Origin of the sequence: Burkholderia sp. FERM BP-3421 (genome assembly GCF_028657905.1) — a bacterium.
Classification (GTDB): Bacteria; Pseudomonadota; Gammaproteobacteria; order Burkholderiales; family Burkholderiaceae; genus Burkholderia.
The window spans coordinates 2,867,757-2,880,653 of the sequence record NZ_CP117781.1 but is presented as its reverse complement, the minus strand read 5'-3'; the positions used below and the strand labels follow the sequence as shown (position 1 = coordinate 2,880,653).

Genomic DNA, 12,897 nt, shown 5'->3' with positions numbered 1-12,897 from the left:
ATGACGCTTCACGTACGCGGCGCAACCGCCGCCGATTTGCCTGCCTTGCGCGACCTGTTCCTGCGTTCGCGCCGCGCCGCATTCTCCTGGGAACCGCCCGAGATCTTCGCGCTCGCGGACTTCGAGGCGCAGACGCGCGGCGAGGCGCAGTGGGTGGCGGTCGGCGCGAGCGGCCAACTGGTCGGTTTCGCGTCGGTGTGGATGCCCGAGCATTTCCTGCACCACCTCTATGTCGATCCGGCGCGCCTGCGCGACGGCGTCGGCCGCGCGCTGCTGCAGGCGCTGCCGGGCTGGCCGGCGACGCGCTATCGCCTCAAGTGCCTGACCCGCAATCTGCGTGCGCTGGCGTTCTATCGCGCATGCGGCTTCGTGGAGGTCGGCGCGGGCACGGCCGATGACGGCGACTACCTGTTGCTGGCGTCTCCCGACGGCGGCGGCTGAACCGATCCTTGCATCCTGGACGTTCCGGTTCTATCATGACATCGATCAATGTAACTGTTTATGATGACTTGATTGCCCGGGTGACCGTTCCCCATTTTCGCGCCGCCGTGACGCAGTCCGGCGCGCCGTGGGCGGCACCCCGGGACGACCGGGAGACATCCAATGACTTCGATCGTACGCCGTGACGTCCGTTTTGCCCTGCCGCCGGATCGCGCCTGCGACTGGCATGGGGAGGGCGTCGCCACCACGCATCTGTACAACGCGCTGTCGCTGCTGTTCCCGGCGGGCGAGCGCTTCTTCATGGATTCGGTGCGCAATTACCGCGACCGGATCGACGATCCGGAACTGAAGCAGGAAATCGTCGGCTTCATCGGCCAGGAGGCGATGCATACCCGCGAGCACGTCGAGTACAACGACCTGCTGCAGGCGGCGGGCCTGCCCGCGCACAAGATCGACGCGCGGCTGTGGGCGGTGCTCGGCTGGATGAAGAAGGTGTTGCCGCACTCGATGCAACTCGCGATCACGATCGCGCTCGAGCACTACACGGCGATGTTCGCGGACCTGCTGCTCGCGAAGCGGGTGACGCTCGCCGAGGGCTCGGTCGACGGCTACGTGCAGATGTGGCAATGGCACGCGCTCGAGGAAACCGAGCACAAGTCCGTCGCGTACGACGTGTGGCTTGCCGTGATGAAGCCGGGGCTCAAGCGCTACCTGATCCGCACCGGCGCGATGTTGTTCACGAGCGTGCTGTTCTGGGGCACGGTGTTCGAGTTCCACCTGCATCTGTTGAGCGCGCATCGCCGGCGGATCGGCAAGGTCACCGGCTTTGGCCGGCTGGTCGGCTATCTGTTCGGGCCGCGCAAGGGCGTGTTCGCGCTGATCGGGCGTGAATGGCTCAGCTACTTCCGGCCGGGCTTCCATCCGTGGGACCACGACAACCGCGCGCATCTGGCGCGTCTCGACGGCTTGCTGGCCGCGATTGACGCGACCAACCGGCGCTATGCGTCCGAGGCCGCGCCGCGCCGCGTGCCGCTCCATCCGATGCCGCAAGCAGGCGCCTGAGCGCCGCATCCGCCGTCACGGGGCCTGCCGCGCCCTCGTCCCGAGGTCGATTCCGGGCCCGCCGATGTCAGGCGGGCCCGGGCGCTTTTCGGGGGCCGGCACCGGCCGTCGGCACGATACGCCCACTATGCACGGATGATTGTATAATCGACCGACCGGCGGTCAATGCAGCGGCGCCCCGTCGGACGAATCGGGTAGAATCCGCGCTGCGCAAAAAAATGCAATCGGCGCGGCCGCCCGTACCATTTCCGGCTGACGTGCCGCCATCCATTCCGGGGACACATCGAATCCCGGAGCGACCCGAAGCGATGCATTCATGCGTCGCCCGCTCCTTGCACGCCAGTTATGCCAGCACACCCGAATTCCGACAGTCCTACTTCATCCTCGACTCAACCCAAGCTCCACCGCAGTCTGAAAGCCCGTCACCTGACGATGATCGCGATCGGCGGCTCGATCGGCACCGGCCTGTTCGTCGCGTCCGGCGCGTCGATCTCGCAGGCCGGCCCGGGCGGGGCGATGCTCGCCTACCTGCTGATCGGGCTGATGGTTTATTGCCTGATGATGAGCCTCGGCGAGATGGCCGCGCTGATGCCCGTGTCCGGCTCGTTCTCGACCTACGGCGCGAAATACGTCGAAGAGGGCTTTGGTTTCGCGCTCGGCTGGAACTATTGGTACAACTGGGCCGTGACGATCGCGGTCGAGCTGGTGGCCGCGCAGCTCGTGATGCACTACTGGTTTCCCGATGTGCCGGGGGTGTGGTGGAGCGCGCTGTTCCTCGCCGTGATGTTCCTGCTCAACGTGCTGACGGTGCGCGGTTTCGGCGAGGCCGAGTACTGGTTCGCGCTGATCAAGGTCGTCACGGTGGTCGCGTTCATCGGCATCGGCTTGCTGATGATCGTCGGCATCCTGAAGGGCGGGGCCAACACGGGCTGGCATAACTTCACGATCGGCGACGCGCCGTTCGCGGGCGGCCTGCCCGCGATGATGGGCGTCGCGATGATCGCGGGCTTTTCGTTCCAGGGCACCGAGCTGATCGGGGTCGCGGCGGGCGAATCGGAGAATCCGCGCACGACGATTCCGCGCGCGGTGCGCCAGGTGTTCTGGCGGATCCTGCTGTTCTACGTGCTGGCGATCTTCGTGATCGGCATGCTGATTCCCTATACCGATCCCAATCTGCTCAAGAGCGACGTGACCGATATCGGCGTGAGCCCGTTCACGCTGGTGTTCCGTCACGCGGGCCTCGCGTTCGCGGCGGGCGTGATGAATGCGGTGATCCTGACCGCCGTGCTGTCGGCCGGCAACTCGGGCATGTATGCGTCGACGCGGATGCTGTACAACCTCGCGACCGAGGGCCGCGCGCCGAAGCTGTTCGCGAAGCTGTCGCCGGGCGGCGTGCCGCGCAATGCGCTGTATGCGACCACCGCGGTCGGGGCGCTGTGCTTCCTGTCGTCGCTGTATGGCGACAAGACTGTTTATCTGTGGCTGCTCAATACCTCGGGCATGACCGGCTTCATCGCGTGGCTCGGCATCGCGGTCAGCCATTATCGGTTCCGCAAGGGCTTCATCCGGCAGGGGTACTCGGTCGATCAGCTGCCGTACCAGTCGAAGCTGTTCCCGTATGGGCCGATCTTCGCGTTCGTGCTGTGCATCGTGATCGCGTTCGGCCAGGACTATCAGGCGTTCCTGTCGAACAAGATCGACTGGATCGGCGTGACGGCGACTTATATCGGCATCCCGCTGTTCCTGGTCGTGTGGCTCGGTTATCGGCTCGTCAACAAGAGCCGCTTCGTGAAGTACGAGGACATGGAGATCGCGCCGTGGCTTGAAGGCAACGGCGTGGACGGCGTGCGGCGCACGCGCGTGCCGGCGAATACCGAGACCGTGGCGTAACGCGGGCGGGTGAAGCGGATGACGGGGAGCCGGGAGGCTCCCCGTTTTTTTTGTTTCGTGGATTTCCGGCGGATGTCGCCGGTCGATCTCATCCCGGCGATCTCGTCGCGCGGATGCGGCGTCGTGACGATCGTCTGGAGAATCGGTATCGCACGAGGTCGAGCGCCGATCGTCGGCACTCGCCTCTATCGAATTTATACGCAGACAAAATCGGTCTTTCGATGATGCAGCTGTGCGTGGATAGCGAAGCGCGGTCGCATCGCTCGGGTTGTATGACGTAATGATCTTGCATAAGCCCGACCTGATCTGTCGACCTGCGCGCTCCGCAATGACCTTGACTTTCCGCAACCGGCAGCGAAAAGATTAAGAGTCCTTGCAGTCGCGCCATGCAGCGTCAAGTTGGTGGTGTTCGCCTGCCTTCAATGGAGGTTCGTATGAGTTATCACCTGGAAGGTCGTCTCCTCGAAGTTTGCAACTGCAATGTGCTTTGCCCCTGCTGGATCGGCGAGGACCCCGACAACGGCACCTGCGACACCATCGTCGCGTGGCATATCGACAAGGGCACGGTCGACGGCGTCGATGTGGCCGGCAATACCATCGCGGCCGTCGCCCATGTGCCCGGCAACATCCTGCAAGGCAACTGGACGGCCGCGATCTATGTCGACGATCGGGCTTCGAAGGCGCAGGAAGAAGCGCTGCTGAAGGTCTACACCGGCCAGGCCGGCGGGCCGGTCGCCGATCTCGCCAAGCTCATCGGCCAGGTCGTGTCCGTGGAGCGCGCGCCGATCCGTTTCACCGTGGTTGCGGGCAAGGGCGAACTCGAGATCGGTGCGAACTACTACGCCGAACTCGAACCCTATCTCGGCGCAACCGGTGGCCAGACCACGCTGTCCGACACCGTGTTCTCGACCGTGCCCGGCGCGCCCGTGTTTGTCGGCAAGGCCCCGACCTATCGATCGAAGAACCCGGCGTTAGGCATCGACCTCGATCTCAAGAATCACAACGCCCTGCAGAGCACCTTCGTCTTCGACGCATGAACCCGATGGCCGGCCCGCCGCCGGCCCGCGCCTCGCGCCATGCTCATGTGTTCCTGCCGGTCTTGACGGCGTTGATCGCGCTCGCGTGGGTGGTGTTGTGGGCATGGGCGCGCAGTCCATACGGGCGCTACATCGAACACGGCGACTGGACAGCGTCCGGACCGGCGGCGTTTCTGTGCCGCGTCATTCCCGCGGGTGACGTGGTCGTGCCCGTGGTGCTCTACGCTGTCGCGTGGATTCTCATGACGGTAGCCATGATGCTGCCGACCACGTTGCCGTTGTTCAATGCATTCGACCGGCTGACGGCGGGGCGCCCTGATCATGGTGGGCTGCTCGTGTTGCTCGGTTCGGGCTATGTGGCGGTGTGGGGAATCTTCGGACTTTTGGCGCATGCGCTTCACAGTGCGGTGCTGTTCATGGTCGGCAGCGTCCCCGCTCTTGTCTGGCATGGGTGGCTGATCGGCGTCGCGGTCATTGCGTTGGCCGGCGCATTTCAGTTCAGCCGGCTCAAGTATCGATGCCTTGAAAAGTGTCGCACGCCCTTGAGCTTCGTCATCGAGCACTGGCGCGGGCATGCGCAGGCGTGGAACGCGTTCGCGCTGGGCGCGCGGCATGGCCTGTTCTGTGTCGGCTGTTGTTGGGCGTTGATGTTGCTGATGTTCGCGTTAGGCACCGGCAGTCTTGGCTGGATGCTCCTGCTTGCCGCCGTGATGGCGATCGAGAAGAACGTTTCCTGGGGCAAGCGTCTCAGCGCACCTCTCGGCGTGGCGCTATTGTCGTGGTCATTCGTCATGGTCCTGACTCATGCATGAAGCGCGCGGGGGATTGTTGATCTTGCGGACGACCATCCTCACTGTGGCGGCGATGTTTGCCTTCGCGGCGAATTCGTTGCTGTGCCGGCTCGCGTTGCTGCGGGGGGAAATCGATCCGGCCAGCTTCGCCGGCATCAGACTGGTTTCGGGGGCGATCGTGCTTGCCGTCATCGTCCGGTTCAGGTCCGGGCCGTACGCGTCTGGTCGCGTTGATTGGCTCGCGGCTGTCATGCTGTTTGTTTATGTCGTGTTCTTCTCTTTCGCGTATTCAACCTTGTCCGCCGGCACGGGTGCGCTGGTTCTCTTCGGCGCGGTTCAATTGACGATGTTCAGCGTGGGTTTGCGCTGTGGGGAGAAGTTTGGATCGGTCGCGTGGGTCGGTCTCGCGCTGGCGGTCGCAGGGTTGGTTTCTCTGGTATCGCCGGGGATCGCGGCACCTCCGCTCGTCGGCGCGGCGTTGATGGCGATCGCAGGGGGCGCTTGGGGGGTGTATTCGCTGCGCGGCCGCGGCGTGGCCGATCCGATCGCAGCGACGGCGGGTAATTTCGCGCGAGCGGCTCCGCTTGTTTTCTCGTTAAGCGTGTTTTTCATTATCAGCGGCCGTGCTCATGCGAGTGGGGCGGGGGTTGGTCTGGCGATTGCGTCCGGCGCGCTCACGTCCGGCATCGGGTATTGCATCTGGTATGCGGCGCTGGGCAGGCTTACGGCCTTGCGGGCAGCGACGGTGCAGTTGGCGGTGCCGTTGATCGCTGCGTTTGGCGGGGTGGTGTTCCTGTCGGAAGCGATTACGCCGCGTCTGGCTGTGGCTTCGGTTGCGATTCTTGGCGGCATCGCGATCGTGCTTGCGGGGAGGTCGCGTAGCTAGCGGTCATCGTATTCCGGATCGTAGATGGCCGAGCCTGCCGATAGACGGCACGCTATTCAGGGTGGTCGACAGACCGACTGCCTTGATCGATGCACGAAGGTCTGTTGCCGGCGTCCTTGCTGATGCGTGGATCAACACCCTTATGTAGCCAGCCTTGGCCTGAGGCGTGAGACCGTGTTCGACCGAGGCTGTGTGAAAACGCGTTGATCGTCTAGACTGAATCAACGCATTCAGGATGGGCTGCCCATGAAGCGATTCGTTGAAGGCGATGACCGCAAGCAGGTAGCGCTATTGCCCGAATGCCTGGACGATTTCGTTGCCGAGGATAACCCGGTCAGGATCGTCGAGGCCTTTGTCGAAGAGCTTGATCTGCACAACTTGGCTTCACCAGTGTTACGCCTTCGACGACAGGCCGCCCCTCCTACCATCCGGCAGTGCTGCTGAAAATATACATCTACGGCTACCTAAACCGGATTCAATCAAGCCGACGCCTGGAGCGCGAATGTCAGCGCAATATCGAGCTTGATGTGGCTGACTGGCCGCCTGGTGCCAGACTTCAAAACGATAGCTGACTTTCGACGCAACAACGGCGCAGGTATTCGCAACGTCTGTAGTCGGTTTGTCGTGTTGTGCCGCGATCTCAAGCTGTTCTCCCAGGCCATGGTCGCCATCGATGGAAGTAAGTTCAAGGCCTCCAATACACGCGACCGAAACTTTACGACGGGCAAGATTGATAAGCGGCAGCAGCAGATCGAGGAAAGCATCCATCGTTACCTGAGCGCATTAGAAACGGCAGATCGAACGCAGCCGCCCGAGGTGGAAGCCAGAACGACTCGACTCAAAGAGAAGATTGCTCAATTGCAGGGGGCAAATGCGTCACCTTGAGCAGATCAAAGAGGAGTTGAAAACGCTGCCTGACGGACAGATCTCGCTGACGGATCCTGATGCACGCTCCATGGCGACCAGTGGCCGTGGTTCTGGGATGGTCGGCTACAACGTGCAGATCGCCGTAGATGCCAAGCACCATCTAATCGTTGCGCATGAAGTTACGAACGCGGGTAGTGACCGCGCGCAGCTAAGTCCAATGGCGCAAGCTGCTCGTGATGCCATGGGTAGAACCAAATTGAAGGCCATCGCTGATCGCGGGTATTACAGTGGCCCACAGATAAAGGCTTGCGAGGACGCAGGCATTGCCGCCATTCTGCCGAAGGTTACGACATCCAGCGCGAAGGCTGATGGCCGCTTTGATCGGGCCGACTTTATTTACATTGCCCGGGATGACGAATATCTATGCCCGGCCGGGCAACGTGCGATCTATCGCTTTACTGGCCTCGAACATGGCATGTATCTACGTCGTTACTGGAGTAGCGCCTGTATCGGCTGCGCCATGAAACCACAATGCACGCCAAGCAATTACCGGCGGATCACGCGCTGGGAGCACGAATCAGTGCTGGAAGCTGCGCAGCGAAGACTGGACCGAATGCCGAATGCGATGACGGTGCGAAGGCGGACAGTTGAGCATGTGTTCGGGACGTTCAAACACTGGATGGGCTACACGCACTTCCTGACTCGCCGGTTTGCCAACGTGAGCACCGAAATGAGTTTGCATGTACTGGCATACAACCTCAAACGCGTCATAGCGATACTCGGGTTCTCGAAAACCATGAAGGCGATGCGGCTGGTGGGTGCGTGAAGCACTCCAGGGTGCGCTTACATTGCCGAGGGACCACAGCAACTCAGCACTGAAGCTATGGCGACACTCCTCGTTCACCTGAAGGCTGCGAAAATGCGGCACGGGATCTGCTCCCGCCGACGCTGAGTTACGTGTTTCCACACAGCCTCGACCCGAAAGAGACGTCCAACTTTCGCGAAAGCGGCCATTCAATGAGTCCGCCCCCTAGAGCGTCCCACGAGCGGGCAGAGGGTGGCCCACAGCACGTCATTCCGCTTGACAATCAGCATCATTTTTGTCCATCGCAACGAATAGTTCTTCAGCGATTACGAACACGGTAAGGTAATCATATTTGGCACCCAGCTTCGGCTTCCAATATCGGCCGTGAGCTATCCAATGCCGAAAGCTGAAAGCCGAAACCGCATGTGACAGCAATACACTTGGGACAGTACTGTGCTCACGCCATTGTGGAATTAGATCGTCTTCCAGGGATGCCCTGTTTCCTTTTATGCGATGAACGCCGCGCATGGCCCGTGATAGAGGATCGCGCCCTCGGCTGTAGACCCTAGAAAAATAGTCCATGCGCACGGCGGCCTCGATTGCCGAAATTACAGACATTGAACTCGTGTAGTCCAATTCGGCGAGGCTACTTTTCAACGCTTCGCGCACCTCATCAGGGGTTGACTGCGCGAAGCGATTCAGAAATGCCTCGGAATGGCCAGAAAAAAATTCAAGGAGGGCCGACTCGACGTTGGTGTGATGAAATGCTATTTCATCGAGGGTAAGCTCTTCTCCTGAAAAGCTCACCCTATTAGCCATTCACTACTCCCATAAGGGTCGAACGGAAAGAATCTTCATTCAGATCGATATACGTGATGCGGGGCGGCGGTGTGGCGATCTTCCAAACCCATGTCTCAGGGGGAGGCACGGCTGGGACCGTTGGCGCATCGCCTACTTCGTCCAGACGTACCGCGTTGATTATTACCCGCAGACCTTTGGAGTCCGGCGGGACGATCATGAATCGCGCAACACCGCGCGGCCCGGTCATATCGACGCGCCCTCGCGCTCCAACCAGGAAAGTGCCGACGGGATCCAGCCTCACCAAATTGTTCCCGATGACAATGCGGGCCGCTTTGGCTCTATACGTGCCTAGCTGCTCCTCGCACAAGTCCACGTCTTCAATGTGAACCGCAATATTTCCCTTGTCGGTGTATTGGCGCAAACTGGACGAGACCAGCGCGTACAGTTCGTCTAGTCTCGTGAGCCAGAACGCCTTTTCTGTTTCGAGATCAAGCTTTTCGTTAGATGCAGCCTCTACATGGCTGCGGACGAATTCGTCGAAATTGTCACTCATATCGTTCCTTCCTCGATTCACCTGCGCCCACGCGGACGATACGAACATTGTCTCACTGGTGTCGAGGCAGCGATTGGCTATTCGCGAAATGGACTGGCATCGACAGCAGACATAAGCTCTTCACGGGAAGTCTTCCTGGGCAACCTGAGCCGCCAGGACCTTGTCTGCTGAGGCTTTCCACGTCTCCAAAAGATTGAGTCACTTCAGGTTGAGAGTTTAACTGGGGTGCGATCGCGCGACGGATTGAAGGTCCCCCGGTAAGTGGGGTTCAGTTGATCGCCCCCGGATTGTTGCCAATTTAACTCGAGTTGTGGTCTGACCGCTCCTGGCCGAGTCCAGACAGATCTTTCCCCGATATCCGTACCGCTGGCGGCGCAACTCGGGCGCTACGCATCGCGCGCCGCCGAAGCGGCCGACGTATTCCACAGACCGACCACCCGCCCAGCCAACGGCGCAACAACCAACATGCACGCGCAACCAATCAACCCACCCAACCAGACATCGACCACCCGTTCCACCGCGATCGCGGCCGACTGCTGCGCGATCCACGCAGCGCACGCAATACACGCGCAGCGCGCGGCGAAGCCGCTCGCATAATGTCGAAACGAGACCAGCGTGAGGATCGATGCGAGCGCGGTGGCGGTATAGGCCAGCGGCGCGGCGGGCAGCAGATAACCGACGAGCAGTCCGAGCGGCGCGCCGACCAGCGCCCCGAGGCCGCGATCGCGCAGCTTCACGAGACTTTCGGCCACGCTGCCGGTGACGACGCTCGCCGCCGACCAGACTACCCATTGACCACCTTCAAGCTTCCGTGAAACGACCAGCGCCGCTGCCACGGCGACCGCGCAGGCGACAGCCAGCATCGCAGGCAACGCGACGTCGCGCGGCGCGCCGACCACCGGGCCGCGCGGTGCATGCCAGCGAACGAGTGCGCGCCAACGGTCCTGCAAGGCGGCGCGCCGCCACTGCGCGATACCCGCCGCGACAATCGGCGGCAACGCCCCCACCGCGAGATAAGGCAACAGACGTTTGACCGATCCATGCGCGATGGCGGTCTCATAGCTCAGATACAGCGCCGGAATAAAGATGTAGTTGCCGAGCGAGCGCAGCCGCGCACCGACGAGCGACAGCGCGACGCTCATCGCCGCGAGCGCTGCGCAGCCGGCGGCGAACGCAATAGGCACAGGCAACGCATACGACAGCACGCCGACCCCCGCGACGATCGCGAGCCCCTGTGCAACGAGCCCTACCGGCGCGAGGTCGACGCGCTCGTGCGCGACGAACAGTGCGATCGCGACGAGCGCCGCCTGCAGCCACCCGGCGTCGCGGCTCAGCGCATACAGCGCGACGAGCGGTGCGAGCACGGCCAGCGCGCGCAGGCCCGCGCCGGGGTCGAGGGCCTCGCGGACGGCGCGCATCGCGCGGGCCTCAGTGGGCGGCGAGTTCGTCGAGCGTGACGATCCGCGCGATGCCGCGCAGCATCTCGATCGAGCGCTGGTGTTCCTCGTCGGTCGCGGCGGCGCAGGCCTCTTCCAACACCAGGACTTCGTAGTCGCGATCGTGCGCGTCGCGGGCGGTTGCCTGCACGGCCCAGGTCGTGCTGACCCCGGCGACGACCACACGCTCGATCCGGTTCGCGCGCAGCGCGGGTTCGAGCGGGGTGCCGTGGAACGCGCTGACGCGCGGCTTGACGACGACGAGTTGCGCGGCGGCGGCGTCCAGGTCCGGATGGAACGCGGTGCCGGGGCCGGCGAGGTCGAGCGCGCCGAATTCGCGCGCGCGGCCGAACATCGGCGAGCGGCTCGGCAGGGCGGCGTAGCCGGGCTCGAAGCCGACCTTCACGAGGATCCGCAGCCATTCGCGCGAGCGGGCGAGCGCGAGGGCCTGGTTGAAGCGGCCGACCACGTCGCGCGCGGCCGCGTGGGCGGCGCTGCGGGCGATCTTGCCGGTGGGATGCATGATGTCGACGATGTAGTCGAGTCCGATCAGGGCGGTGGTCATCGAGGGCTCCGTTTGGTTGAGGGGCTGGGCGGGTCGTATTGGGCCAGACGTTCGAACAGCGGGCCGGCGGCTTCGAGCAGCGCGCGCTCCTCGGCGCTCAGGCACGCGCGCATCGCGGCCACGAGCCATTCCTCGCGCTTCGCGCGATTGCCGTAGAGCATGCGCCGGCCCGTCGCCGTCAGCGACAGGCGGATCTTGCGGCCGTCGTTCGGATCCGGGAGGCGGTCGATCAGCGCCTGCGCTTCCAGCTCGCGCAACAGCGCGGCGAGATTCGACGAGCGCAGCCGCTCGGTCGCGGCCAGCTCGGACGGCGTCACGCCGTCGCCGAGCCGGTCGATCGCGCCCAGCACGACGAGTTGCGCGAACTGAACGGGATCGGCCTGCGCTTCCTGGCGCAGGCGGCGGATCAGCGCGGTGACCTGGCTGCGCAGGTGGGCGGCGAACTGAAGGTCGGCATCGGGTTTCATGGTCGCTACTTTAATATAGTTATAAAAATATAGCAAAATGACAAAGATGAGCAGGCAAGGGATGGGGAGTAGGGGAATAGGTTCCCGAGTTCGCCGGTTTGCGTGGCAAGCGGACAAGACAGGCGAGCCGGACGAAGCAGGACATTCGCGATCTGGTTTGGGGGAGAAACCACATGAGTACGCGGCCGGGAATAACGCCAGTACCGGCACGCCGCCGCCCCACTTAACAATCCGATCATTGACCGCTCGGCGTTCGGCCTGCAAGATGCCGGGTCGCGCCGTGCTGCGGCGTCATTGCCTACCTCCGTCATCGACCGTGAATCACATCATCCTGCCGCGCCTCATATCCGTCGTCGTCCTCATGACTGCTTTGCCCGCGCAAGCGGCCTACACGGAAGAATGGCTGGGCGCCCGGCCCACCCGCCAGGCCGCCGAGGCGTCCACGCATCCGGCCGCTTCGCACAAGCCGGCGAAGCCGGTGGCGCACAAGGCCGCGCCGTCTGCCGAGGCGGCCGATCCGATTGCCGATCTCATCACGCGCCGGACGCATCCGGCCAAGCGCCCGGCGTCCGCGAAGCCGGCGGCGAGCGGGCGCGGCTGACGCAAAGGCCGCCCGCTGCGCATCGTCGGCATGCCGCGCCGGCAGGTCCGGCAGCGATGCCCGTCGTGCCTCGATACAAGTGTGGTGCGGCCTGAGCACGTGCCTTGCGCACGTGTTCACGAATCCCGCACTTCCCCGCGAGACGGCGCATGCCAGCGGCGCGCGAGCGCCAGGCACGCCGGCAGCAGGAACGCCCAGCCGAGGCCGATCGCGAGCAGCGCCTCGCCGACGTCGGCCATCTTCACGGCGCCCAGCGCCGCGCCGGCGCGAAACGACAGCGGCGCGACCAGCGCGCCGAGGCCGGCGGCCAGCCACGGGCGGCCCTGCAACCAGCGAAACGGCCCGTCCAGCTGGATCGCGAACAAGGCCCAGAGCGCCGCCATCCAGACCGGTGCGGCAACGATGGGCAGCGCACTGTCCACGTAGACGAGCAGGCCGGTGCGGGCGAGCAGGCTGTCCCACAACCAGCCGATGGCCGTGACGCTGACGACGAGCCCGGCCGCGCGCGCCGGCTGCGCATGCGACACGAGATGCCCGGCCGCCATGCCCGCTGCGAAGCCGATGCCGAGCAGCGCGGCATGACGCGCCGCACCCGCCACGCACAGGTACCAGCCGGCCTGGCAGAGCACGAACATCGCGCCCGCTCGCATCGCAGGCGATTCGTCCCGTACAGGGACGTCAGGCGCCGAGCGCGT

The 12,897-nt window shown here is 63.6% G+C and carries 14 protein-coding genes and 1 pseudogene; 9 read left to right on the top strand and 6 right to left on the bottom strand.

The features are described 5' to 3' along the window. The 8 genes and pseudogenes from Bsp3421_RS15530 to Bsp3421_RS15495 all read left to right on the top strand — a co-directional run bounded on the left by Bsp3421_RS15530 (position 1) and on the right by Bsp3421_RS15495 (position 7,800). Positions 1-441, top strand: coding sequence for a GNAT family N-acetyltransferase (locus Bsp3421_RS15530; protein ID WP_273996816.1), 441 nt, complete (start codon positions 1-3; stop codon positions 439-441). Positions 442-476: 35 nt separating this feature from the next. Next, positions 477-626, top strand: coding sequence for a hypothetical protein (locus tag Bsp3421_RS15525; protein WP_273996815.1), 150 nt, complete (start codon positions 477-479; stop codon positions 624-626). Next, complete coding sequence (locus Bsp3421_RS15520; RefSeq protein ID WP_273996814.1) at positions 604-1,503, top strand: metal-dependent hydrolase; 900 nt, start codon at positions 604-606, stop codon at positions 1,501-1,503. The genes Bsp3421_RS15525 and Bsp3421_RS15520 overlap by 23 nt, the downstream gene beginning before the upstream one ends. 345 nt (positions 1,504-1,848) lie before the next feature. Further along, positions 1,849-3,393 carry an amino acid permease gene (locus tag Bsp3421_RS15515; RefSeq protein ID WP_273996813.1) on the top strand — a complete coding sequence of 515 codons (1,545 nt, stop codon included), beginning with the start codon at positions 1,849-1,851 and terminating at the stop codon, positions 3,391-3,393. A gap of 434 nt (positions 3,394-3,827) precedes the next feature. Further along, a complete protein-coding gene (locus tag Bsp3421_RS15510) occupies positions 3,828-4,430 on the top strand; it encodes a DUF1326 domain-containing protein (protein WP_273998416.1) in 603 nt (200 codons plus the stop codon). After that, positions 4,427-5,242 carry a DUF2182 domain-containing protein gene (locus Bsp3421_RS15505; RefSeq protein ID WP_273996812.1) on the top strand — a complete coding sequence of 272 codons (816 nt, stop codon included), beginning with the start codon at positions 4,427-4,429 and terminating at the stop codon, positions 5,240-5,242. The genes Bsp3421_RS15510 and Bsp3421_RS15505 overlap by 4 nt, the downstream gene beginning before the upstream one ends. Continuing rightward, a complete protein-coding gene (locus Bsp3421_RS15500; RefSeq protein ID WP_273996811.1) occupies positions 5,235-6,107 on the top strand; it encodes a DMT family transporter in 873 nt (290 codons plus the stop codon). Before Bsp3421_RS15505 ends, Bsp3421_RS15500 begins: the two co-directional genes overlap by 8 nt. A gap of 246 nt (positions 6,108-6,353) precedes the next feature. Then, positions 6,354-7,800 (top strand): annotated as a pseudogene (locus Bsp3421_RS15495) (IS1182 family transposase). Positions 7,801-8,046: 246 nt separating this feature from the next. Here Bsp3421_RS15495 and Bsp3421_RS15490 read toward each other — a convergent pair. The 5 genes from Bsp3421_RS15490 to Bsp3421_RS15470 all read right to left on the bottom strand — a co-directional run bounded on the left by Bsp3421_RS15490 (position 8,047) and on the right by Bsp3421_RS15470 (position 11,601). Continuing rightward, positions 8,047-8,598 (bottom strand): hypothetical protein, encoded by a 552-nt coding sequence (locus Bsp3421_RS15490; RefSeq protein WP_273996810.1) that lies wholly within the window; start codon positions 8,596-8,598, stop codon positions 8,047-8,049. Beyond that, complete coding sequence (locus Bsp3421_RS15485) at positions 8,591-9,133, bottom strand: hypothetical protein (protein ID WP_273996809.1); 543 nt, start codon at positions 9,131-9,133, stop codon at positions 8,591-8,593. The genes Bsp3421_RS15490 and Bsp3421_RS15485 overlap by 8 nt, the downstream gene beginning before the upstream one ends. A 386-nt stretch (positions 9,134-9,519) precedes the next feature. Continuing rightward, a complete protein-coding gene (locus tag Bsp3421_RS15480; RefSeq protein WP_273996808.1) occupies positions 9,520-10,551 on the bottom strand; it encodes an FUSC family protein in 1,032 nt (343 codons plus the stop codon). A gap of 10 nt (positions 10,552-10,561) precedes the next feature. Next, positions 10,562-11,134: an isochorismatase family cysteine hydrolase gene (locus tag Bsp3421_RS15475; protein ID WP_273996807.1), complete on the bottom strand. Its 573-nt coding sequence runs from the start codon at positions 11,132-11,134 to the stop codon at positions 10,562-10,564. Beyond that, positions 11,131-11,601: a MarR family winged helix-turn-helix transcriptional regulator gene (locus Bsp3421_RS15470; protein ID WP_273996806.1), complete on the bottom strand. Its 471-nt coding sequence runs from the start codon at positions 11,599-11,601 to the stop codon at positions 11,131-11,133. Before Bsp3421_RS15470 ends, Bsp3421_RS15475 begins: the two co-directional genes overlap by 4 nt. 361 nt (positions 11,602-11,962) lie before the next feature. Between Bsp3421_RS15470 and Bsp3421_RS15465 the strand changes: the two genes are divergently transcribed. Continuing rightward, entirely contained in the window at positions 11,963-12,202 is a 240-nt protein-coding gene (locus Bsp3421_RS15465; protein WP_273996805.1) for a hypothetical protein, read from the top strand. A 116-nt stretch (positions 12,203-12,318) separates the two neighbouring features. On the opposite strand, the gene Bsp3421_RS15460 is transcribed toward Bsp3421_RS15465, so the two are convergent. Beyond that, the gene (locus tag Bsp3421_RS15460) at positions 12,319-12,837 is read right to left on the bottom strand and encodes a DUF2878 domain-containing protein (RefSeq protein WP_273996804.1); all 519 of its coding nucleotides are present in this window, start codon (positions 12,835-12,837) and stop codon (positions 12,319-12,321) included. Positions 12,838-12,897 lie beyond the last annotated feature (60 nt).